The 22128-nt window shown below is 63.7% G+C and carries 20 protein-coding genes; 18 read left to right on the forward strand and 2 right to left on the reverse strand.

What is annotated here, in order from left to right; genetic code table 11:
- Window positions 1–11 precede the first annotated feature (11 nt).
- The 7 genes from LMH93_RS16165 (at window position 12) to LMH93_RS16195 (ending at window position 9551) form a co-directional block, all read left to right on the forward strand.
- Window positions 12–1256 carry an NAD(P)/FAD-dependent oxidoreductase gene (locus tag LMH93_RS16165; RefSeq protein ID WP_003247714.1) on the forward strand — a complete coding sequence of 415 codons (1245 nt, stop codon included), beginning with the start codon at window positions 12–14 and terminating at the stop codon, window positions 1254–1256.
- A gap of 22 nt (window positions 1257–1278) precedes the next feature.
- Complete coding sequence (locus LMH93_RS16170; protein WP_003247711.1) at window positions 1279–2061, forward strand: amino acid ABC transporter ATP-binding protein; 783 nt, start codon at window positions 1279–1281, stop codon at window positions 2059–2061.
- A 465-nt stretch (window positions 2062–2526) separates the two neighbouring features.
- Window positions 2527–3336: a gamma-glutamyl-gamma-aminobutyrate hydrolase family protein gene (locus LMH93_RS16175; RefSeq protein ID WP_004575279.1), complete on the forward strand. Its 810-nt coding sequence runs from the start codon at window positions 2527–2529 to the stop codon at window positions 3334–3336.
- A 563-nt stretch (window positions 3337–3899) separates the two neighbouring features.
- The gene (kdgD, locus tag LMH93_RS16180; protein WP_003247703.1) at window positions 3900–4811 is read left to right on the forward strand and encodes a 5-dehydro-4-deoxyglucarate dehydratase; all 912 of its coding nucleotides are present in this window, start codon (window positions 3900–3902) and stop codon (window positions 4809–4811) included.
- Window positions 4812–4916: 105 nt separating this feature from the next.
- The gene (locus LMH93_RS16185) at window positions 4917–6281 is read left to right on the forward strand and encodes an MFS transporter (RefSeq protein WP_003247701.1); all 1365 of its coding nucleotides are present in this window, start codon (window positions 4917–4919) and stop codon (window positions 6279–6281) included.
- A gap of 77 nt (window positions 6282–6358) precedes the next feature.
- Window positions 6359–7912, forward strand: coding sequence for a galactarate dehydratase (garD, locus tag LMH93_RS16190; protein WP_004575278.1), 1554 nt, complete (start codon window positions 6359–6361; stop codon window positions 7910–7912).
- 58 nt (window positions 7913–7970) lie between these two features.
- Window positions 7971–9551 carry an aldehyde dehydrogenase (NADP(+)) gene (locus tag LMH93_RS16195; RefSeq protein ID WP_003247696.1) on the forward strand — a complete coding sequence of 527 codons (1581 nt, stop codon included), beginning with the start codon at window positions 7971–7973 and terminating at the stop codon, window positions 9549–9551.
- Window positions 9552–9683: 132 nt separating this feature from the next.
- Here LMH93_RS16195 and LMH93_RS16200 read toward each other — a convergent pair whose 3' ends face one another.
- Window positions 9684–10433: a FadR/GntR family transcriptional regulator gene (locus tag LMH93_RS16200; protein ID WP_003247694.1), complete on the reverse strand. Its 750-nt coding sequence runs from the start codon at window positions 10431–10433 to the stop codon at window positions 9684–9686.
- Window positions 10434–10631: 198 nt separating this feature from the next.
- On the opposite strand from LMH93_RS16200, the gene LMH93_RS16205 reads away from it, so the two are divergent.
- The 3 genes from LMH93_RS16205 (at window position 10632) to LMH93_RS16215 (ending at window position 12756) form a co-directional block, all read left to right on the forward strand.
- The gene (locus LMH93_RS16205; protein ID WP_070095746.1) at window positions 10632–11282 is read left to right on the forward strand and encodes a DUF998 domain-containing protein; all 651 of its coding nucleotides are present in this window, start codon (window positions 10632–10634) and stop codon (window positions 11280–11282) included.
- 74 nt (window positions 11283–11356) lie between these two features.
- The gene (locus LMH93_RS16210; protein WP_012052790.1) at window positions 11357–11686 is read left to right on the forward strand and encodes a hypothetical protein; all 330 of its coding nucleotides are present in this window, start codon (window positions 11357–11359) and stop codon (window positions 11684–11686) included.
- Window positions 11687–11847: 161 nt separating this feature from the next.
- On the forward strand, window positions 11848–12756 hold the full coding sequence (locus LMH93_RS16215; protein WP_070095753.1) for a LysR family transcriptional regulator: 909 nt from the start codon (window positions 11848–11850) through the stop codon (window positions 12754–12756).
- Here LMH93_RS16215 and LMH93_RS16220 read toward each other — a convergent pair whose 3' ends face one another.
- Window positions 12757–13275 carry a DMT family transporter gene (locus LMH93_RS16220; RefSeq protein WP_230064370.1) on the reverse strand — a complete coding sequence of 173 codons (519 nt, stop codon included), beginning with the start codon at window positions 13273–13275 and terminating at the stop codon, window positions 12757–12759.
- Between the two features lie 194 nt (window positions 13276–13469).
- Between LMH93_RS16220 and LMH93_RS16225 the strand changes: the two genes are divergently transcribed.
- From LMH93_RS16225 to LMH93_RS16260, 8 genes are read left to right on the forward strand one after another with little or no spacing between them, the layout of a single operon-like run.
- Window positions 13470–13979 (forward strand): MarR family winged helix-turn-helix transcriptional regulator, encoded by a 510-nt coding sequence (locus LMH93_RS16225; RefSeq protein WP_003247680.1) that lies wholly within the window; start codon window positions 13470–13472, stop codon window positions 13977–13979.
- Between the two features lie 38 nt (window positions 13980–14017).
- A complete protein-coding gene (locus LMH93_RS16230) occupies window positions 14018–14941 on the forward strand; it encodes a GNAT family N-acetyltransferase (RefSeq protein WP_019751883.1) in 924 nt (307 codons plus the stop codon).
- Between the two features lie 51 nt (window positions 14942–14992).
- Window positions 14993–15859 carry a class I SAM-dependent methyltransferase gene (locus LMH93_RS16235; protein WP_070095744.1) on the forward strand — a complete coding sequence of 289 codons (867 nt, stop codon included), beginning with the start codon at window positions 14993–14995 and terminating at the stop codon, window positions 15857–15859.
- Window positions 15849–17486, forward strand: a complete 1638-nt coding sequence (locus tag LMH93_RS16240; RefSeq protein ID WP_230064371.1) for an FAD-binding oxidoreductase — start codon at window positions 15849–15851, stop codon at window positions 17484–17486. The genes LMH93_RS16235 and LMH93_RS16240 overlap by 11 nt, the downstream gene beginning before the upstream one ends.
- Window positions 17483–18244 carry a hypothetical protein gene (locus LMH93_RS16245; protein WP_230064372.1) on the forward strand — a complete coding sequence of 254 codons (762 nt, stop codon included), beginning with the start codon at window positions 17483–17485 and terminating at the stop codon, window positions 18242–18244. The genes LMH93_RS16240 and LMH93_RS16245 overlap by 4 nt, the downstream gene beginning before the upstream one ends.
- Window positions 18245–18264: 20 nt before the next feature.
- Window positions 18265–18903, forward strand: coding sequence for a peroxiredoxin-like family protein (locus LMH93_RS16250; RefSeq protein WP_019751887.1), 639 nt, complete (start codon window positions 18265–18267; stop codon window positions 18901–18903).
- A 56-nt stretch (window positions 18904–18959) separates the two neighbouring features.
- Window positions 18960–20624 (forward strand): NAD(P)/FAD-dependent oxidoreductase, encoded by a 1665-nt coding sequence (locus LMH93_RS16255; RefSeq protein ID WP_047603911.1) that lies wholly within the window; start codon window positions 18960–18962, stop codon window positions 20622–20624.
- Window positions 20624–22108, forward strand: coding sequence for an amidase (locus LMH93_RS16260; protein WP_108079077.1), 1485 nt, complete (start codon window positions 20624–20626; stop codon window positions 22106–22108). The genes LMH93_RS16255 and LMH93_RS16260 overlap by 1 nt, the downstream gene beginning before the upstream one ends.
- Window positions 22109–22128: the final 20 nt, after the last annotated feature.

The raw sequence follows: 22128 nt of genomic DNA on the forward strand, positions 1-22128 counted from the left end.
GGATACGTTTCATGCATTGCCAGACCCTTGTCCTCGGCGCCGGCATCGTCGGCGTCAGCACCGCGCTGCACCTGCAGGCACGCGGGCGCCAGGTAATTCTGATCGACCGCGACGAACCGGGCAGCGGCACCAGCCACGGTAACGCCGGGCTGATCGAGCGCTCCAGTGTCATCCCCTATGCCTTCCCGCGGCAACTCGGCGCACTGCTGCGCTACGGCCTGAACCGCCAGCCCGATGTGCGCTACAGCCTGGCGCACCTGCCCAAGGCCGCACCGTGGCTGTGGCGTTACTGGCGCCAGTCGGCACCCGGGCGCCTGGCCGGCGCCGCCGCCGATATGTTGCCGCTGGTGCAGCGCTGTGTCGACGAGCATGACGCGCTGATCGCTGCCGCCGGCCTGGAGGGCCTGGTGCAAGCCAAAGGCTGGATCGAAGTGTTCCGCGACCCCGCGCTGTTCGAGCAGGCAAAAACCGATGCCAAGGGCCTGAGCCGCTACGGCTTGCGGTTCGAAATCCTTGAATGCGGGCAGCTGCAGGCACGTGAACATCAGCTGGACGCCACCGTGGTCGGTGGCATCCACTGGCTCGACCCGAAAACCGTGAACAACCCCGGCGCGCTCACCCGTGGCTATGCGGCGCTGTTCCTGCAGCGCGGCGGGCAGTTCGTGCATGGCGATGCGCGCAGCCTGCGCCAGGCCAATGGCCAATGGCGGGTAGAGAGCCAGCGTGGCCCGATCACTGCCGACGAGGTGGTGGCCTGCCTTGGGCCTCAGTCAGCCGACTTGTTCAGCGGCCTGGGCTACCAGATCCCGCTGGCCATCAAGCGGGGCTACCACATGCACTACAGCACCCGTGACGGCGCTCAGCTGGAGCACTCGATCTGCGACACCCAAGGCGGCTATGTACTGGCGCCGATGGCGCGCGGCGTGCGCCTGACCACCGGCATCGAGTTCGACGCAGCCAGTGCGCCTGGCAATCAGATTCAGCTGGGCCGCTGCGAGGCCTTGGCGCGCAAGCTGTTCCCGGCCCTCGGCGAACGGCTGGACGACACACCATGGCTGGGCCGCCGCCCCTGCCTGCCCGACATGCGCCCGGTGATCGGGCCGGCGCCGCGCCACCCAGGGCTGTGGTTCAACTTCGGTCACGCCCATCACGGCCTCACGCTGGGCCCAGTCTGCGGCCGGCTGCTGGCCGAGCTGCTCACTGGCGAGCCCCCCTTCACCGACCCCGCGCCTTACAGCGCGACCCGTTTCGACTGAACCCACGCGGGAGAACAACAAGATGACCGCACCACTGAGCCTTGCCACCCTTGCCCCCGAACCCGACCCGCGTTCGGTGCTGATACGCATCGAAGGCCTGAACAAGCACTATGGCGCGTTCCACGTGCTGCGTGACATCGACCTGCAGGTGCGCGAAGGCGAACGCATCGTGCTGTGCGGGCCGTCCGGCTCGGGCAAGTCGACCCTGATCCGTTGCATCAACCGCCTGGAAGTCGCCCAGCAGGGCAGCATCCAGGTGGACGGCATCGACCTGGCGGCCACCACGCGCGAGGCCGCACAGGTACGCAGCGACATCGGCATGGTGTTCCAGCACTTCAACCTGTTCCCGCACATGAGCGTGCTCGACAACTGCCTGCTGGCCCCCACCAGCGTGCGCGGGCTGTCACGCAAGGACGCCGAGGAGCGGGCACGCATGTACCTGAGCAAGGTCGGCATCGAAAGCCAGGCGCACAAGTACCCCAGCCAGCTGTCCGGCGGCCAGCAGCAGCGCGTGGCAATCGCCCGGGCGCTGTGCATGAAGCCGCGGATCATGCTGTTCGACGAGCCCACTTCGGCGCTGGACCCGGAAATGGTCGCCGAGGTGCTGGACGTGCTGGTGCAGTTGGCTGGCACGGGCATGACCATGCTGTGCGTCACCCATGAAATGGGCTTTGCCCGGCAGGTCGCCGAGCGGGTGCTGTTCCTTGAGGGTGGGCAGATCATCGAGGACAGCCCGCCACAGGTGTTCTTCAACCAGCCGCGCACCGAGCGGGCCAAGGCGTTCCTGGCGCAGATACTGCACTGATTGAAGACCTGTCACTGGACTTTGTGGGAGCGGCCTTGCGTCGCGAGAGGGCTGCGCAGCAGCCCCGGCAATCTATGCACAGTGCTGAAATCCGAGGGGCCGCTTTGCGGCCCTTTCGCAACACAAGGCCGCACACATGGACCAAGGTGACTTCAAGCGACCTATTCATTGCGCCGCTGCAATGACCCAACTGCATCGTTAAATATTATTGACCGCAGCCCCTGCCAAACCCACGCCGCCACAGGCCCGCATCGGTTTCAGCCCCCAGAAAACGGCGTATCCCCCGCGTTAAAGCCCGCTTCCGTCGTTTGACATATCGAACGGCTCTGGCAAGCTATCTACAAGCCCCGACCGGAATCGTCGCCTCTGACGAGCCGGCAGTGCTCGGGGCTACAGGCAGCACCCAAGGCCCCGCGCCGTGCGCCTGCACAACAACGACAGGTCGAACCTGTCCCAAGGTGACATATGTCCAACAGCAACATTGGCAACAAGCAACCTTCCCTGCGCAAACCCGTCGTCCTGATGACCATGGGCAGCCAAGAGCGCAAAGGCCATGACTACCAGGTCATGACCCACAAATACATTACCCCGCTGGTCGAGTTCTCCGATTGCGTCCCGGTGTTGGTGCCTACCTGCTGCGGCACTGACGACCTCGAGACCTACCTGGACATGGCCGACGGCGTTTACCTGACTGGCGCTGGCAGCAACATCGACCCGGCCCTGTATGGCCAGGAAAACCAGACCCCAGGCAAAGGCCAGGACCAGAACCGCGACCTGTTCGACATTCCGCTGGTCAAGGCGGCGATCAAGCGTGGCCTGCCCATTTTCGGCATCTGCCGCGGCATGCAGGAAATCAACGTGGCCCTGGGTGGCGACATTTACCAGAAGGTGTATGCCGAACCTGGGTTCAATGACCACCGGGAAAACCCGGAAGACCCGGTCGAAGTGCAGTACGCCCAGGTGCATGGGGTGAAGATCCAGCCGGGCAGCTGGCTGCACGACACCCTGGGTACCGACGAGATTCGCGTCAACTCGCTGCATGGCCAAGGCCTGCACAAGCTCGGCGCCGGTATTGAAGCGATCGCCCGTGCCGAAGATGGCCTGGTCGAAGCGATTCATGCGCCAAGCATTTCGCCGTTCTTGTTCGCGGTGCAGTGGCACCCTGAATGGCAGGCGGCGAAGAACCCTGACTCGATAAAGATCTTCCAGGCTTTCGGCGATGCTTGCCGGGCCCAGGTACGCAAGGCGCAAATCAAGCGCCAGCACGCGGCCTGACCTTCAGTTTCCTCTGCTTTGATCGCGGGGCGGCGCAAGGCCGCCCCCGTTTCCCCGGTCACCCTCTGCTGGTCCCAGAACACTTCCCGTGGAATCGGGCGGCGGGCTTGTGCCTGTCTCCGCGATCGTTTTTTCCTTCCCCTTAAGAGATACGATGACTGCCATGTGTTTGTCGTCGTACCTGCTGCGCCTGTGAAATCGAGCGCCGCCCGCGCGGCGCTTCGCGGGTAAACCCGCTCCTACGTTTGTTTCGGGCCAGTATCGCCTGTGCCAGACGCGCGCGACCGCCTTGTTTGTACGACGCGATATCGAGGCATGCGCCAAGGCGTTCGCGCGCAAATGCCACAGGCATAACTGGCCCGAAACAAACGTAGGAGCGGGTTTACCCGCGAAGCGCCGCGCGGGCGGCGCTCGATCTGCGCCACAACACACCTATCCAGACGGCCACCCTGGCGAGAACACAAAACTCTGAAAAAGGACTAGTCATCGCGCAAGTTGTACGATAACTTACCTCCAACGCAAAACAACACCCCTCACCCAAGCGCCACAGGATGCCAACAACAATGAATCCACAAGAACTTAAATCCATCCTCTCCCACGGCCTGCTGTCTTTCCCGGTCACCGACTTCAATGCCCAGGGCGACTTCAACCCGGCTGGCTACATCAAGCGCCTTGAGTGGCTGGCCCCCTACGGCGCCAGCGCGCTGTTCGCCGCTGGCGGTACCGGTGAATTCTTCTCCCTGGCCGCCAGCGAATACAGCCAGGTGATCAAGACCGCGGTCGACACCTGCGCCACTTCGGTGCCGATCCTCGCCGGTGTCGGTGGCTCCACCCGCCAGGCTATCGAATACGCGCAAGAAGCCGAGCGCCTGGGTGCCAAGGGCCTGCTGTTGCTGCCGCACTACCTGACCGAAGCCAGCCAGGACGGCGTCGCCGCCCACGTCGAAGCGGTGTGCAAATCGGTAAACATCGGTGTGGTGGTGTACAACCGCAACGTCTGCCGCCTGAACGCCGACCTGCTGGAAAAACTGGCCGAGCGCTGCCCGAACCTGATCGGCTACAAGGACGGCCTGGGTGATATCGAACTGATGGTGTCGATCCGTCGTCGCCTGGGCGAGCGCTTCAGCTACCTGGGTGGCCTGCCGACCGCCGAAGTGTATGCTGCCGCCTACAAAGCCCTGGGCGTACCGGTTTACTCCTCCGCGGTGTTCAACTTCGTGCCGAAAACCGCCATGGACTTCTACAACGCCATCGCCCGTGACGACCACGCCGCCGTGGCCAAGCTGATCGACGATTTCTTCCTGCCCTACCTGGACATCCGCAACCGCAAGGCCGGCTACGCCGTGAGCATCGTCAAGGCCGGCGCCAGAATTGCCGGTTACGACGCTGGCCCGGTGCGCACTCCGCTGACCGACCTCACCGCCGAAGAGTACGAAATGCTCGCCGCGCTGATGGACAAGATGGGCCCGCAGTAAGCGCTGCCCGCGGCCTGCCAGATGCCGCACCCGGAGTGGGCCTACCCCCACTCCGGTTACAATTCGTGAGCCCGCACAAAAATAACTAGTGGGAGTTTTGCCAGCATGCAAGCGACTAAGAAAACGCATGTGCGCTACCTGATCCTGTTCATGCTGTTTCTGGTGACCACGATCAACTATGCCGACCGCGCTACCATTGCTATCGCAGGCTCCAGCCTGCAGAAAGACCTCGGCATTGACGCCGTAACCCTCGGTTATATCTTTTCCGCCTTCGGATGGGCTTACGTGGCTGGCCAGATTCCTGGTGGCTGGCTGCTCGATCGCTTCGGTTCCAAAAACGTCTACGCCTTCAGCATCTTCACCTGGTCGCTGTTCACCCTGCTGCAGGGTTTTGTCGGTGGCCTGCCGGTTGCCTGGGCCGTGGTCACCCTCTTCACCCTGCGCTTCCTGGTCGGTTTCGCCGAAGCCCCGTCATTCCCGGGTAACGCGCGCATCGTCGCCGCATGGTTCCCGACCCAGGAACGCGGCACGGCGTCGGCCATCTTCAACTCGGCGCAGTATTTCGCCACTGCACTGTTCGCCCCGATCATGGGCTGGATCGTGTTCAGCTTCGGCTGGGAGCACGTCTTCGTGGTCATGGGTGTGCTGGGCATCATCTTCTCGATGGTGTGGCTGAAGACCATCTACAACCCGCGCCAACACCCGCGCATCAGCCAAAGCGAACTCGAGCACATCGAGCAGAACGGCGGCCTGGTCGACATGGACCAGAAGCGCGGCAGCGACGGCCCGAAATGGGGTTACATCAAGCAGTTGCTGACCAGCCGCATGCTGCTGGGCGTATACCTGGGCCAGTACTGCATCAACGCCATCACCTACTTCTTCCTCACCTGGTTCCCGGTGTACCTGGTGCAGGAACGTGGCATGACCATTCTCAAGGCCGGCTTCATCGCCTCGCTGCCGGCGGTGTGTGGTTTTATCGGCGGCGTCCTGGGTGGCGTGATCTCCGACTGGCTGCTGCGCCGCGGCAACTCGCTGACCTTCTCGCGCAAACTGCCGATCGTCTGTGGCCTGCTGCTGTCCACCACCATGGTGTTCTGCAACTACGTCGATGCCGAGTGGATGGTGGTTGGCTTCATGACGCTGGCGTTTTTCGGCAAGGGCATCGGCGCACTGGGCTGGGCGGTGGTCGCGGACACTTCACCCAAGCAGATCGCCGGGCTGTCCGGTGGCCTGTTCAACACCTTCGGCAACATCGCGTCGATCACCACCCCTATCGTGATCGGCTACATCATCAGCGCCACCGGCTCGTTCAAGTGGGCGCTTGTGTACGTGGGTGCCAACGCGCTGGTCGCGGTATTCAGCTATCTGGTTATCGTCGGCCCCATCAAGCGTATCGAATTGCGTGATGCTGCCCCGAAGCCACACGCTGAGCCTGCCACCGACGGCGAACTGGCCAGCTCCCGTCACTGAAAAAACACGCCCGCGCCGGGTCACCCGGCATGGGCGGATGTACAAAAGCCTGAGAACCTGACAAGTAGGGCCCAAACATGCAGTTGATCGAACATTCCGACTCGCCCCGCTACGTCCGCCTGCACGACGACGACAACGTCGTGGTCGTTGTCAACGACGGCGGCTTGGGCGAAGGCGCCCGCTTCGCCGACGGCCTGACCCTGATCGAAGGCGTGCCGCAAAGCCACAAGGTGGCCACCGTGGCCATCGCCAAGGGCGAGCCCGTGCGCCGCTACGGGCAAATCATCGGCTACGCGCTGGAAGACCTGCGCCAAGGCAGCTGGGTTCAGGAAAGCCAGCTGGCCATGCCGGCCGCCCCGGACCTGGACAGCCTGCCGCGCTGCGATGCAGTGCCACAACCGCTGCCGCCGCTGGAGGGCTTCACCTTCGAGGGCTATCGCAACGCCGACGGCACTGTCGGCACCCGCAATATCCTCGGCATCACCACCACCGTGCAGTGCGTGACCGGCGTGCTGGAACATGCAGTCAAGCGCATTCGCAACGAACTACTGCCCAAATACCCCAACGTCGATGACGTGGTAGCCATTACCCACAGCTACGGCTGCGGTGTGGCAATCAACGCCCGCGACGCTTACATCCCGATCCGCACCGTGCGCAACCTGGCGCGCAACCCTAACCTTGGCGGCGAGGCACTGGTGATCAGCCTGGGCTGTGAAAAACTGCAAGCCAGCCAGGTGATGCACGACAACGACCCCTCGGTGGACCTCAGCGACCCATGGCTGTACCGCCTGCAAGATGCCAGCCTTGGCTTTGTTGAAATGATCGAGCAGATCATGGACCTGGCCGAAACCCGCCTGAAGAAGCTCGACCAGCGCCGCCGCGAAACGGTCCCGGCCAGCGAACTGATCCTCGGTATGCAATGCGGTGGCAGCGACGCCTTCTCGGGCATCACCGCCAACCCGGCACTGGGCTATGCCGCCGACCTGCTGGTCCGCGCTGGCGCCACCGTGCTGTTCTCTGAAGTGACCGAGGTGCGCGACGCGATCTACATGCTGACCTCGCGTGCGGAAAACCAGGACGTTGCCGACGCGCTGGTGCGCGAAATGGACTGGTACGACCGCTACCTGCAGCAAGGCGCCGCCGACCGCAGCGCCAACACCACACCGGGCAACAAGAAAGGCGGGCTGTCGAACATCGTCGAGAAATCGCTGGGTTCGATCGTCAAGTCGGGCAGCGGCGCTATCCAGGGTGTGCTCGGCCCAGGCGAGCGGGTCAACCGCAAAGGCCTGATTTTCTGCGCCACCCCGGCCAGCGACTTTGTCTGTGGCACCTTGCAACTGGCGGCCGGCATGAACCTGCACGTCTTCACTACCGGCCGCGGCACCCCGTATGGCCTGGCCATGGCGCCGGTGGTCAAGGTGTGTACCCGCAGCGAACTGGCCCAGCGCTGGCCCGACCTGATCGACATCGACGCCGGTCGCATCGCCAGTGGTCGCTCGACCATCGAGGAGCTGGGCTGGGAGCTGTTCCATTACTACCTGGACGTGGCCAGCGGCCGCAAGCAGACCTGGGCCGAACAACACCGGTTGCACAACGACATCACCCTGTTCAACCCGGCGCCCATTACCTGATGCCGCAGCCCTGACCACGCATTCACACACGCCACTCTCAATCCCACAGGAGCACCCCATGCCTGAAATCCTCGGCCATAACTTCATCGCCGGTCAGCGCAGTGCCGCTGGCCCTCAGCGCCTGCAGAGCCTGGACGCCAGCACTGGCGAAGCCCTGCCCTACAGCTTTGCCCAGGCCACCGAAGCCGAAGTGGACCAGGCCGCCAAGGCCGCTGCCGCTGCCTTCGCCGAGTTCCGCCAACTGGCTCCGGCACGTCGGGCCGAGTTCCTCGACGCCATCGCCGCTGAACTCGACGAACTGGATGACGCCTTCGTCGCCATCGTCTGCCGCGAAACTGCACTGCCCGCCGCCCGTATTCAGGGCGAGCGCGGCCGCACCAGCGGGCAGATGCGCCTGTTCGCCCAAGTGCTGCGCCGCGGCGACTTCCTCGGCGCGCGCATCGACCTGGCATTGCCCGAGCGCCAACCGCTGCCACGCGTAGACCTGCGCCAGATGCGCATCGGCGTGGGCCCGGTCGCCGTGTTCGGGGCCAGCAACTTCCCGCTGGCCTTCTCCACCGCCGGTGGTGATACCGCGGCCGCCCTCGCCGCGGGCTGCCCGGTGGTATTCAAGGCGCACAGCGGGCACATGGCCACGGCCGACCTGGTCGGCTGCGCCATCGTGCGCGCCGCTGAGCGTACCGGCATGCCCAAGGGCGTGTTCAACATGGTATTTGGTGGCGGCGTGGGCGAGTGGCTGGTCAAGCACCCCGCCATCCAGGCGGTTGGCTTCACCGGCTCGCTCAAAGGCGGCGATGCCCTTTGCCGCATGGCCGCTGAGCGCCCGCAGCCAATCCCGGTATTTGCCGAGATGTCGAGCATCAACCCGGTCATCATCCTGCCGGGCGCCCTGGCCAAGCGTGGCGAAGCCATTGCCCGCGAGTTGGCGGGGTCCGTGTGCATGGGCGCCGGGCAGTTCTGCACCAACCCTGGGTTGGTGATTGGCCTGCAGTCACCACAGTACAGCCAGCTGCTCGCCGACCTTGGCCAGTACCTGGACCAGCAAGCCGGGCAAACCATGCTCAACGCTGGCGGCCTGCGCAGCTACGTTGGCGGCCTTGAACACCTGCATGCCCATGCCGGTATCGAGCATGTGGCCGGCCAGGCGCAGGAAGGCAACCAGGCACGCGCTCAGCTGTTCAAGGCCGATGCACGCCTGCTGGTCGAGTCCGACCCGCTGTTGCAGGAAGAAGTGTTTGGGCCCACCACCGTGGCTGTAGAGGTGCAGGACCACGACCAACTGCGCGACGCGCTGCTCGGCCTGCGCGGCCAGCTGACCGCGACGCTGATCGGCGAGGCGGAGGACTTCGATGCCTTCGCCTGGCTGGTGCCGCTGCTGGAGGAGAAAGTCGGTCGAATCCTGGTCAATGGCTACCCGACCGGTGTCGAAGTCTGTGATGCGATGGTGCACGGAGGCCCGTACCCGGCGACCTCCGATGCGCGTGGCACCTCGGTCGGCACGTTGGCCATCGACCGCTTCCTGCGCCCGGTGTGCTATCAGAACTACCCGCAGACACTGCTGCCTGAGGCACTGCGCGACGGCAACCCGCTGGGGCTGCGGCGGTTGGTGAACGGGCAGTGGAGTGACGGGGCGATCTGACCGGTGCAAGCAACAAGAAAGCCCTGCGCACGGCGGGGCTTTTCTTTTTGACTGTACCGGCCTCTTCGCGGGCAAGCCCGCTCCTACAGGGCTATCTTGCCCGCGAAGAGGCCAGTACAGGCAGCAAAGGCTTCAGGTCCCTTGCGCTTCCGCCGCCTCATGCGCCTGGCGCAAGCGCTCGCGGCTGTTGCTCAGGTGCATGCGCATGGCCATCTTCGCCCCTTCGCTGTCACGCCGGGCAATCGCCTCATAGATCGCCTCGTGCTCATGCATCAGGCGACTCATGTAATGCGCCTGATCATCATGGGCCAGGCGCGCCGAATTCAGCCGGGTGCGCGGAATGATGCTGGTACCCAGGTGGTTGATGATGTCGGCGAAGTAGTGGTTGCCGCTGGCCTGGGCAATGCGCAGGTGGAACTGGAAGTCCGCCGACACCGCATCGGTGGCGTGGGCCGCCCCCTCGTTGAGTTCGTCCAGCGCCGCCCGCATACCGGCCAGGGCTTCGTCGCTTCGCCGCTGGGCAGCCAGCCCGGCCGACTCGATCTCCAGGGCAATGCGCAACTCCAGCACCGCCAGCACTTCGCGCAGGGTGACCACGGTGGCCGGGTCGATACGGAAACCGCCCGTAGCCGGCGCATCCAGCACGAAGGTGCCGATGCCGTGGCGGGTCTCAACCTGCCCGGCGGCCTGCAACCGCGAGATCGCCTCACGCACCACCGTGCGGCTGACGCCCTCCTCGGCCATGATCTGCGATTCGGTCGGCAGCTTGTCGCCGCGCTTGAGCTGGCCGCTGCGAATGCGTTCGGTCAGCACCGTGACCAGTTCCTGGGCCAGACTGCGCGGCTTGCGCCGGGTCCTTGCCTGTACCTGCTGCTCTGTCATTGCCCTGTATTTCACCTTGAAAGACAGCGCTCATCATAGCGCAAGCGGTTGTACGATCACATACACCCCGTGCGGTATTTATTGCCATCTTTGCAGTCCCTGGCCCCTGAAAAAACGCGCAGAATTCCTGGCCCATGACCTGCGCAAGCCTGTACTGTACGCCTTCACGCTCACTGTTCCATGGAAGGAATCTGCAGTATGAAAACCCTCGACCGCCTTTTGCTCGGCAGTGGCCTGCTGATCCCCCTCTGGCTGCTGGTGGGGGTATGGCTCACCGCTCAGGCCTACCCTGGCTATGATCACCTGCAACAGGCCATGAGCCAGCTTGGCGCGGCCGGTTCGCCAACCCACAGCTGGTCGCCACGGGTCAACAATTTCCCTCTGGCCCTGCTGTTTGCCCTGTTTGCCTGGGGCCTGGTGCGGCGCTGGCGCAGCTCGAAGCTGGCGCTGCTGAGTGCGGGCCTGGTGTTGCTGCATGGCATGGGCAGTTTGGGCACCGGCTGGTTCCCTTGCGACCAGGGCTGTGCACCGGCACAGCCATCTACCTCGCAGCAACTGCATAACCTGTTTGGTCTGCTGATGTTCCTCTCGCTGACCTTGGCCAGCGCCGTATGGGCATGGCTGGGCAACCGCATTGCCGGCTCCCCCGCCTTGGCGCTGCTTTCCCTGGCTTGCGTGGTGTTGGCCATCATCACCGTCGCGTTGATGGGCCAGGCGGCGCAGAGTGGCCAGCTGTTCGGCCTCTATCAACGCCTTAACTACGGTGTTTCGTTGCTCTGGGTTGCCAGCCTGGCCTGGACAAGCCTGCGCAGGCCCGTGGCCAGCCCGCTGCGCATGGCTGTGACCTGACGGCAAATTGCTGGCCCACGGCTGCGGAAAGCGAAGGCAAACTCCGTTCTCTTTCAGATGCTTAGGACAGCAACATGCGAGTACTTCTAGCAACGATGGCCGGCTGCCTGCTGGCCACCTTCGCTTTCGGCGCCCAAGCCAGGGCACTGAGCCAGAACGATCGCCACACCTGCAGCTGGGGCGCGCAGATAGCCGCCGAGGCCCAACAGGCCAAGCTTTCCGGGGTGACCTTGTATGCCACGCGCAAGAAGCTGCAGGTACGCAAATTCCCCAAACCCTGGATGCGCATGACTGCCTTCGGCATTACCGAGCAGACGTACAACAGCCGCTCGCGGCTCAAGCCTGAAGCGATAAAGCGGACTTACTTTGAACAGTGTGTTCAGCATGCGACTGCAAGAAGATAACTCTTTTTTATCAGTAAATTACAGCTCAAACATAAAGCCATTTAGTAGAGTCCATGTACTGCGAAAAGGCCTCTATCGCCAGCAGCTTGTAAGCGCGTGCAAGACTCAAGCATTTGTTAAGCTGATCCGAGTCGCCAGAATTGACCAAGGCCATTCACCTGATGGATGAACTGCGCAAGATCGACCTCAACCTGCTGCTCGCCCTGCATGCCCTGCTCAGTGAACGGCACGTGACCCGCGCAGCCCTGCGCCTGCACCGCAGCCAACCGGCGGTCAGCCACGCCTTGGCGCAGTTGCGCAAACACTTCGACGACCCTTTGCTGGTACGCCAAGGTGGCGGCATGGCCCTTACCGCCCGCGCCCAATCCCTGGCACAACCGTTACAGGATGCACTGAGCAATCTCGACAGCCTGCTGGCCACCCCGCTGTTCGAGCCAGCCCGGGCCCAGCGCCGATTCCGGCTGTCGCTATCCGACTACGCTTCGCGCATCATCCTGCCGCATCTGCTACGCCACCTGCGCCAAGTCGCGCCCGGGGTGGACCTGGCCATCAGCCAGGCCAGCCGTGAAACCATGTTGGCGCAGTTGCTCGATGGCGAGCTGGATCTGGCCCTGGGCCTGTTCCCCGAACTGCCTCAGGACATCACCGTCCAGCCCCTGTTTGCCGATCGCTTCATCAGCGTTGCCGATCGCCAGGTCCTGCCTGCCAGTGGCGGTATGGCCCTGGAAGACTGGTTGGCACGCCCACATGTATTGATGGCCATGCGCCCGGATGCTTTCGATGAAATCGAGCGCGCACTGGCCGCCCGGGGCTTGCAACGCCGTATTGCCCTGGCCTTGCCACACTGGAGTGCTGCGGTCGAAGTGCTGGCCGGCACCGACCTGATCCTGACGGTGGCCAGCCGCGCCGTGGGGTCGTTGCGCCAGCACAGGACACTGCGCCAGTTCACGCCGCCACTGGCCATCCCCTCGTTCGACTATCAGCAAGCCTGGCACAACCGCAAGGACAGTGACCCCGGGCACCGCTGGCTGCGCGAAACCGTACGGGCCTGCAGCCAAGCAGGGCGCTGATCAGTTTTCTTGCCCCTTCACAGCTGCCGTGGAATGGGCCGGTGACGCCGTTGCCCAAGGGCCTTGTACCAGCAACACTCCGCACAGGATCAGCACCACGCCAGCCACCCTGGCCAGACTAAGCGGCTTGCCACCCAGCCCCATCGCCCCGTAGTGGTCGGCAAGCACTGCCGTGATGATCTGCCCTGCCACCACCAGTACCAGGAACCCTGCTGCGCCAAGTTTCGGGGTGAGTGCTGCGGCGCCGGCTACATACAGTGCCCCCAGCACGCCACCAATCCATAACCACCAGGGCCCTTGCAAGGCCTTGCCCATGTCTGGTGCCGGTACCCGGATAATCAGCAGCGCAGCGATCACCACCAGCATGCTCACCGTCAACGATGTGAAGGCCCCCCACAGCCAGTGCCCAAGGGCCCGGCCTACCGCAGCATTGCCGGCGGCCTGAAATGGCAACACAGCACCGGCAAGCAACGCCATTGCCCCAGGAAGCACCAGCAGGAGCATCGATTTACTGAACATGGCAGTCCTCATCCAAAGTCACGATCGTCACCATGATGGTGCAATCGCTAGTACTGATAGAAATCAAAATCCTGCACTTGAACTATTCGTACCCTGCATAGTGATACATCCCTTCCATCCGACGTGCGCTGCTGTCTTCACCCTGAAACATCTGTGCTGTTGACTTACTAAGGCACCAAGATAAACTGCGCCTTATGAATACTCTTGAGAACAAGCATCACATCATGCTCGATGCACTGGCCGAGGCCCCCGCTGACGCCAGGCAGAACGTGCGCCTGTGTTTCGAACTGCTGTCCGCTGCAGCGGCCATCAACCGGGTATGCGCCGCACGGTTGGCCCGCCATAACCTGTCGGAAGGGCGGTTCGCAATCCTCCTGACCTTGCAAGGTGCAGGCGGCCGCCTGGCACCGCTGGAGCTGGCGACGCGCCTGGCAATCACCTCAGGCACCGTGACCGGCCTGCTCGACGGCCTGCAGGGTGATGGCTTTATCAAGCGCCGCAAGGACGCCCATGACCGGCGCAAGCTGAGCATCAGCCTTACCTCGGCAGGCATAGCGGTACTCGACGCCGTTTTCGCCGAACACACCGACTGGATCGGCACGATCATGCAGTCACTGGACAACGCGCAACGTGATGCCCTGTCCGCCACGCTACAGGCACTCTCGGCCAGTCCTGCCCTGGCACTGCCACCGGACAAGCACTGAACCCAAGGCACACCCGCAAGACCACATGGAGGTGGATGATGTTGCAGAATCAGAGCGTATTGGCCCGGCTTGGCAGGAAGCCCCGGGTACATAGCGAACACGACCAGTTAAGTCGTCGCCAACCTTGGCTCGAGGCCTGCCTGCCAGCGGCCCTTTACCGGCGCCTGTTCATCCGCCGCCTTGCCAGACAGCCACTGGCCATCGAGGGTTTCAGCTTTCGCCCGGTGCAGAACCTGTTCGAACTCGAGCAGGCCCTGCGTCTGGTCAACGAGAGCTATGCACGCCGCGGCATCGCCACCGTGTGCCGTGCGGGCATGCGGTTTTCGCCGTTTCACCTGCTACCGGGCACTACCACCTTCGTGGCACTGAAAGACGGGCGAGTGGTTGGCACCGTGTCGCTGATCGAAGACTCGGCACTGGGCCTTCCACTGGAGGATGTGCACATCAACGAGGCTGTGCTACAGCGCCTGGGCGGTGTGCGCGTGGCCGAAGTCGGGACCTTGGCGGTATGTAGCCGCTACAAGGGCAAGGGCGTGCCACTGATGCTGTACAACGCCATGTTTCGATGGGCCATTGACCACCGTAAGGTGAGCACCTTGGTGATCGCCGTGCACCCGCGCGCCGCCAGCTTCTACCGCAATGTACTGTTCTTCTCGCCCATCGGCCCGGTACAGGCCTATACCAAACTCAACAATGCCCTGTCGCTGCCGCTGGCCGTGAATCTAGCCCGGGCGCGGGATGTGTTCGCCAAGGCCTACAGTGCGCCAGGCCTGAAATTTACGGTCGACCAGACGTGTACCGACCTGTTCGACTTTTTTTGCTCGCGCCATTACCCACATATCCAGCTGCCCGCCGCACAGGCTCGCTGGAGTGCCGACGACGTCCTCACCCACATGGCACGTTGTGGCACCTCGCCGCACCACCTTTCGCCGCGGGTGCGACGGGCTCTGCAACTGGACTGAGCAGCCCGCCCCGCGTTCCAAACCCACACGACTTTCATGGAGGACAAGTTCATGGACACAGGATTGCTGCGCGCGATCTACAGGGAAATCACCCTCAGGCAACCGTTTGTACGTACACCTGAGCCCGACCTGGTGATGGTCGACGAAACTTGCGTCAGTGCCTACGCCGACAGTGCCGGCCAGGGCCAGGCGCTGTCCGGCACCTACTTGTACCACTGCGCACAGATGTGCGCCCTGATCAAACCCGGTGATGTCGTACTGGATATCGGTTGTGGCCCTGCCAGCCTATTGCTGCAGTTGGCCCGGCTGAACCCGCGGGCCGAGTTCATCGGTGCCGACCTGTCCGCCAGCATGCTCGAGGTGGGCCGTGAATCGATCCGCCAGCAGGGCATCGACAACGTCGAACTGCGCGAAGAAGACATGACGCGCCTGGCCGGTATCGCCGACCGTAGCGTCGATGTAGTGATTTCGTCCATGGCCCTGCATCACCTGGCAGACCTCTCTCAGCTGGAAGCGACGTTCCGCAACATCGCGCGCGTGTTGCGCAATGATCGGGCCATCTACCTGAATGATTTCGGCAGGCTCAAGTCGGTGGAATCGGTGGACTACTTCGTCAGCCGCGCCAGCGACGGTGCCGACCAGGCTACCCTGCTCGACTACCGCAACTCGCTGCTGGCGGCGTTCTCACGGGAAGAGTTCCAGACCCTTGCCGCCAGCTATCTGGGCCCATGTGCCAAGGTCTACAGCACCGCCGTCAGCCCATTGATGATGGTTGTCCGCACTCCCAAGCGGCGCTGCGTGGCGGCAATGAAGGACGAGTTCCGCCGCCGCTACCGCTGCTTGCCGCGTAGCCGCCAGGCTGATGTCGATCAGTTGCGCCTGTTCCTCGGCATGGGGGGGATGGCGAGTGCGTTCTGAGCCGCAGCGCCTGCAAGCCGCCCTGACGGCGTGGCGCACATTGCTGGGCGACTTCCACGTGCAGACGGATGCCACGACGCTCGCCAGGTTGCGCCAGGACACAATGCGCTCGCCCGCCCATGCCTGCGCCCGTCTCAGGCCCGCCAACAGCGAAGAGGTGGCGGCCTGCCTGGCCATTGCCCGCCAGCACAACGTTGCGCTGCAACCTGCCAGCACCGGCAACAACTGGGGCTACGGTGGCATGGCGACTACGAATAGCCACTGCGTCCAACTCGACCTGTCGCGCATGGACAAGATTCTCGCCTTTGACGAAGCGCTGGCTGTGGTCACCCTCGAGCCTGGCGTGACCCAGGCGGCACTGGCCGACTACCTGGCCAGCCGCGACCTGCCCTTCCTCACCCCGGTCACCGGCGCCGGGCCCACGTGCAGTGTGCTGGCCAATGCGCTGGAGCGAGGGTTCGGCATCACGCCGGTAACAGACCACTGGCAGGCCGTGATGGGCCTTGAGGCCATCCTGCCCGATGGTCAGCGCTACCGCTCGCCCATGTGGGCGCCTGGCACCACCCCGTGTTTCAAGTGGGGAGTCGGGCCTTACCTTGATGGCCTGTTCGGCCAGAGCGGCCTAGGCGTGGTGACGCAAATGTCGATTGCCTTGGTCCGACGCCCGCAAGTCGTGCAACCGTTCTATTTCTGGGTCGACTCCGCGGCACAGTTACCTGCAGCACTGGACGGGGTGAAACGCATTCTTGACCGTTGCGGCAGCCAGGTGGGCGGCATCAACCTGATGAACAGCACACGCCTGCTGGGCATGGCCTATGACGCGCGCCCCCTGACCCAGCTAAACCAGGCTGAGCGCGACACCGCTGCTAGGTCGCTGGCCCTGCCTGCCTGGATGGGGGTGGGCTCGATTTACTGCGAACAGGCGCAACTGGCCTCGCTGAAGGGCATTATCCGTACCGAACTGCGTCGTTTCAGCAGCCGCTATCTGTTCCGCAGCCAGCGCCAGCTGGCATGGGCAAGCCAAGCCCTGCGTCTGCTGCCAGGTGCCTGGTCCAGGCGCTGGCGGGTCATGCTGGACAAACTGCACTTGGGTATGGAACTGATGGAAGGCCGACCCAATCAGGTGGCGCTGCCGCTGGCCTATGTCGCCGGAGCACGGCCGCAGGCAGGCGCCCTGCTCGACCCGGCACGGGACAACTGCGGCCTGATCTGGTACGCACCGATCCTGCCTTTGCGTAGCCAGCAGGTGGCAACATTCGTCAGGCACATGGAGCATGTGTGCCAGACCCACCGCCTCCCCTGCCCGGTCACCCTCACCACGTTGTCTGGCCGGGCAATCGACTGCACCTTGCCACTGCTCTTCGATCGCAACGATGAAAAGGCCACGGCCCGCGCAGAGGACTGTTACCGGGACTTGTTCAACAGCGGCAAACAGCAAGGTGTACTGCCCTATCGCCTGCCTCTGGCCTTCATGCACCTGCTGACCGATACGCAGGCGCCTGCCTGGCAGCTTGGGCAGCGCCTCAAGCACGCCCTGGACCCGCAGCACCTGCTCGCACCAGGGCGTTACTGCCCACCAGCCCCGGCCACCGGATGCCATTCCTCCGCCATGGAACCTCTGCAATGAGCGACCGAAAATCCCTGATCGACCTTGGCCAACTGCCAACCCGCAACCTGGCCGAATGCCTGGCGGTGGATCAAGCCGCCCTGGTCAACGCCTTGACAGGCCAACTGCCCTCAACGTTGGTAGAGCACCTCGCTGCCAGTGCGGACCAGGCCCAGGCACTGGGCCTGTCAAAAAAAGTGGCGGCCATTGGCCTGGCGTTGGGCAAGTGGCTGGAGCAGGCCCCCGAGTCTTTGCGCCAGCAGGTGTTCGAGCAATGCTGCACGCACCCATCCGATACCGTGCGCAGCTGGGCGGCGTTTGCCCAGGCGTTCCTGTCACGCTCGCTGCCAGCGGAAGATGCCCTGCTGGCGCAGTTTCGCTTTGCCCGCGATGAGCACTTCGGTGTGCGTGAATGGGCCTGGATCGCCCTGCGACCGCGCCTGGCCCAGCACCTTGAAGCGGCCCTGGCGCTACTCGGCCGCCATACGGGCGATGCAGACCCACTGGTCCGTCGGTTCTGCATCGAGATCCTGCGCCCGCGCGGCGTTTGGTGCGAGCACATTGCCGCGCTCAAGCAACAACCAGAAGTGGCCGAGCCGTTACTGGTACCGCTACTGGCCGAAGCCGAGAAATACGCCCAGGACTCGGTCGCCAATTGGCTCAACGATGCCAGCAAGACCCGCGCCGACTGGGTACTTCAGCTGTTTCAGCGCCATCCCCCGGCCTGCAAGGCCTCGCAGCGCATCCAGACCCGGGCTACCCGAAGCCTGCCCCAGTGAACCACCACAAGGAAACAAGCATGTCACTCAAGGAAAAACTCAACGCTGTCAAACAGCAGATGGCCCAACTGCCCACCGAGGTGCTGGAAAAATTTGGCGCCTCGTTGCAAGCCCTTATCGCAAGACACCCTGAGGAGCACGTGCTCAAAGCCGGCGACAACGCCCCGCTGGCCGTGCTGGAGGATGCCGATGGCAAGGCCGTGGACCTGCGGGCCCTGCTGGCACGCGGTCCATTGGTACTGGTGTTTTACCGCGGCCTGTGGTGCCCGTTCTGCAATGTAACGCTCAGCGAATACCAGCAGATGGCAAGCGATCTGGCCGCCAGCGGTGCCACGCTGGTCGCCGTCTCTGCCCAGAGCCGCGCTGCCACCCTGAAAACCCGCGAATCCCTGGGCGTGCGCTACCAACTGCTGAGCGACCCGGGCAACCAGCTGGCGCGCCAGTACGGCATCGTCTTCGAGCTGGAGCCAGAGCTGGAAGCGGTGTATCGGGCACTCGGCGCCGACCTCAAGGCACTGAACGACTGCGACGATCTCAGCCTGCCGATGGCCAGCGCTTTCATCATCGGCCAGGATGGCCGCATTCGCCATGCATTCGTCAATGTCGACTACTCCGAACGTGCCGAACCGCAGGCCTTGATCGAAGCCGCCAGCCACTAGGACTCACTCCCCGGCACCGGCCTGCCCGGTGCCTCACCTCATCACGGACAGATGACATGAAACGTATTGCTATCATGGGTGCCGGCGTGGCCGGCCACCTGGCTGCCCTGTACCTGCGCAAACGCCTGCCGGGCGTGGAAGTGACGCTAATCGGCCGTCCGGACCGCAAGCGGCCGATCGTCGGCGAGTCGACGGTCGAACTCACTACGCACTTTTTCAAAGGCATAGGCCTGGGCAGCCTGCTCGAAGAGAAGCACTACCACAAGTACGGCCTGACCTATTACCTGAAGCTACGCAACAACCCGGAATGCCGCAACTACGTGGTCCACGAGGCCCCCGGGGTTATCCGCATGCCAGCCTACAACCTTAACCGGTTCAGTTTCGACAAAGACCTGCGTGCCATCGTCGCCGGGCAGCAGGTGCAACTGATAGAGGCTGACGTGGCTGCGGTGGACCTGCATGAAGGTGAGCACACCCGCCATCGCCTGACCCTGCGCAACGAGGCGCAGAGCTGGCAGCTGGATGCCGACTGGGTGGTGGATGCCACAGGCCGCAATCGCTTCATGGCAAAGAAGCTCAAGCTGCACAAGGAGCCAACCTACCAGCGCAGTACCTTCTGGTTCCGCCTGCGCCAGTTCGACCGCAGCATTCTGCACAACATCAACACCCACAAGGACAAGCATCACTGCTACGACCCCTACTACGTCACCCACCATTTCTACGGCAAAGGCTACTGGATCTGGCTCATCCCCATGCGCAGTGACGACGGTGCCGACATGATCAGCATCGGCATCACCTACCGGCCCGACATGGTCAACGAGCGGATCGGCACTTTGGAGGCGTTCAAGGAGCGGGTCATGGCCGATCATCCGGTGATCACCGAGTTGATGGCCTCGGGCGAAGTGGTCGACCAGCACGCCATGTACAACTACATGTACGAAGCCAACCAGTACTACTCCACCGATGGCTGGTTCCTGATCGGTGACGCGGCATTCACCTTCGACCCAGCCAACAGCGCAGGGCTGGCCTACGTGGCCCAGCAGATCCCGCAGGTGGCTGCGATGATCGAAAAGGATATCCAGGGTACCCTCACCCCGGGCTACGTCAGTTGCCTGGAGTCGCACATCCAGGCGCAGCTCGCACTGCAGGACACCTGGAGCAAATGGTACGAGGTGATGGACGACCCGTTCCTGATGGGCTGGACGCTGTTGTTCGCCAACATGGCGTACTTCCATGTGGTGCTGCCGATGTACGTCAGTGGCGACTTCCTCGACGGCCACCAGGCGCAGCAGTTCGCCGACCTGCTGCCACGCTACACACGTGACTTACAGCCATCGCCGCTGCCATTCGCCTGCCTGCTGCGCGAAGTGCGCCGCTCCAACCCGGGCATTAGCCCACAGATGATCCCCAACCTGTACTCGCGCACCATCAACTTCGCCCTGTACAAGGCCGACAACCAGGCTCGCCCGCGTTACGCCGCCAGCTACTTCCTGCGCTCGGCAATGCTGCGCCTGCGCCTGATGCGCATGGTGCGCTGGAGCTTGGCACCACGCCACCTGAAGTTGCTGGCGCGGCACAGCCTGGGCACCCTGCAGGACCTCGGCCGGGCAACCAGCCTAAGGCTGATGCCCTCGTTGTTCTACAAGTACGGCGAAGCCCCCGAACTGCTCAAATCGCCATTCGGCAGCGACGGTGGTTTCCTCGACCTGGCCAAACACTGATGGCCTTGCCCAAGATGACGGCCGACCACGAACTGCTCGCCCAGAGCGGTGTGCGCCTGGCTGCGGGGGTGCGCGATGGCACGCTGTCACCGGTCGCCCTGGTCGAGGACAGCATCGGCCGCTGCCAGGCCATACAACAACGCTGCAACGCCGTGGCAGTGGCGTTGTACGACCAGGCACGGCGGGCCGCCGAGGTTGCCGAGCGCCAACGTGACCAAGGGGTTACGCTGGGCCGCCTGCATGGCGTGCCCTTCAGTTTCAAGGAAGGCCTGGGGCTGGCCGGTGCACCGAAAACCTGCGGCTCGCGCCTTCGCCAGCAACAGGTTGCGCGTTTTACCGCCACTGCCGCGCAGCGCCTGATCGAGGCTGGCGCCATTCCGGTGGCACTGGGCAACCAGGCCGAGATGGCGCTCTGGCCTGAAACTGATAACCCGGTCTATGGTTGCACCGGCAGCCCTTACCGGCAGGGGCGCAGCGCCGGTGGCAGCAGTGGTGGTGATGCCGTGCTGGTGTCCAGTGCTTGCGTACCTTTCGCGCTGGGCACCGATGGTGGCGGCTCGGTGCGTATCCCGGCGGCCTGCAATGGCATCTTCGGCCTCAAGCCATCACGGGGGCTGGTGCCATTGACCGGGCATCTGCCCCTTGACGAGCGCGGTCTGGGGCAGCCGCATGCACTGGGTATCGCCCGGCATTTCACCGTGGGCCCGTTATGCCGACATGCCGAAGACCTGCCCGTTCTGCTGGAAATCATCGCTGGCCCCGACCAGCGCGATCGCAACATTGTCGACCACTACCAGCATTGCCAGGCGCCCGGTGCATTGCAGCACCTATACCTGTGCCAGCCAGACCGCCTGAGCTGGGGCAGCCGGGTATCCCCGGCAGTGACCCAGGCACTGGAGGACCTGGCGCACCACTTTCAATTACAAGGCACCCAGGTCGAACGCTGGTACCCTCAGGCACTGGACGACGCATTCGCCATCTGGCTGGCCGTGCTGAAGAAGGAAGCCGGCGCTCGCCTGGCCGATATCCTCGGCGATGGCCAACCTGTGGCGCACCTGACCCAGGCCTGCCTGGCCCTGGCCGGTAAACCCTTGCATGCCACCGGGCCCTGGCTGGCTACCGTACTCGACAGCCTGGGCGAATTCCTGGGCAGCCCCGGGCTTACGCGTCAGCTGTCGAAACGAGATGCCCTGCAACAGGCATTGGCCGAACGCCTGGCGGGCAACAGCTTGCTGGCACTACCGGTGCTCCCCGGCATCTCCCCCAAACATGGCCATGCCCTGCGCTATCCGGGCGATATCGGCTACACCGCATTGTTCAACGTACTCGGGCTGCCAGCGCTGACGGTCCCCATGGGACGCCTTGACCAAGGTTGCCCGGTTTCCGTGCAACTGGTCGCCGGCCCAGGGCAAGAGCACCGGCTGCTGAACGCAGCCCTGGCCCTGGAACATGCATTCGGTGGCTGGCTCGCACCGCCTATCTGACTCTTTATTTTCGGGACTTC

The organism is Pseudomonas sp. CIP-10, from assembly GCF_020911845.1.
Lineage (GTDB): Bacteria > Pseudomonadota > Gammaproteobacteria > Pseudomonadales > Pseudomonadaceae > Aquipseudomonas > Aquipseudomonas alloputida.

Coding starts and splice junctions, on each gene's coding strand:
- LMH93_RS16165 (WP_003247714.1), top strand. CDS start 12: ATGCATTGCCAGACCCTTGTCCTCGGCGCCGGCATCGTCGGCGTCAGC.
- LMH93_RS16215 (WP_070095753.1), top strand. CDS start 11,848: ATGGATGAACTGCGCAAGATCGACCTCAACCTGCTGCTCGCCCTGCAT.
- LMH93_RS16220 (WP_230064370.1), bottom strand. CDS start 13,275: ATGTTCAGTAAATCGATGCTCCTGCTGGTGCTTCCTGGGGCAATGGCG.
- kdgD (WP_003247703.1), top strand. CDS start 3,900: ATGAATCCACAAGAACTTAAATCCATCCTCTCCCACGGCCTGCTGTCT.
- LMH93_RS16250 (WP_019751887.1), top strand. CDS start 18,265: ATGTCACTCAAGGAAAAACTCAACGCTGTCAAACAGCAGATGGCCCAA.
- LMH93_RS16175 (WP_004575279.1), top strand. CDS start 2,527: ATGTCCAACAGCAACATTGGCAACAAGCAACCTTCCCTGCGCAAACCC.
- LMH93_RS16230 (WP_019751883.1), top strand. CDS start 14,018: ATGTTGCAGAATCAGAGCGTATTGGCCCGGCTTGGCAGGAAGCCCCGG.
- garD (WP_004575278.1), top strand. CDS start 6,359: ATGCAGTTGATCGAACATTCCGACTCGCCCCGCTACGTCCGCCTGCAC.
- LMH93_RS16210 (WP_012052790.1), top strand. CDS start 11,357: ATGCGAGTACTTCTAGCAACGATGGCCGGCTGCCTGCTGGCCACCTTC.
- LMH93_RS16195 (WP_003247696.1), top strand. CDS start 7,971: ATGCCTGAAATCCTCGGCCATAACTTCATCGCCGGTCAGCGCAGTGCC.
- LMH93_RS16235 (WP_070095744.1), top strand. CDS start 14,993: ATGGACACAGGATTGCTGCGCGCGATCTACAGGGAAATCACCCTCAGG.
- LMH93_RS16225 (WP_003247680.1), top strand. CDS start 13,470: ATGAATACTCTTGAGAACAAGCATCACATCATGCTCGATGCACTGGCC.
- LMH93_RS16205 (WP_070095746.1), top strand. CDS start 10,632: ATGAAAACCCTCGACCGCCTTTTGCTCGGCAGTGGCCTGCTGATCCCC.
- LMH93_RS16185 (WP_003247701.1), top strand. CDS start 4,917: ATGCAAGCGACTAAGAAAACGCATGTGCGCTACCTGATCCTGTTCATG.
- LMH93_RS16200 (WP_003247694.1), bottom strand. CDS start 10,433: ATGACAGAGCAGCAGGTACAGGCAAGGACCCGGCGCAAGCCGCGCAGT.
- LMH93_RS16255 (WP_047603911.1), top strand. CDS start 18,960: ATGAAACGTATTGCTATCATGGGTGCCGGCGTGGCCGGCCACCTGGCT.
- LMH93_RS16170 (WP_003247711.1), top strand. CDS start 1,279: ATGACCGCACCACTGAGCCTTGCCACCCTTGCCCCCGAACCCGACCCG.
- LMH93_RS16260 (WP_108079077.1), top strand. CDS start 20,624: ATGGCCTTGCCCAAGATGACGGCCGACCACGAACTGCTCGCCCAGAGC.
- LMH93_RS16245 (WP_230064372.1), top strand. CDS start 17,483: ATGAGCGACCGAAAATCCCTGATCGACCTTGGCCAACTGCCAACCCGC.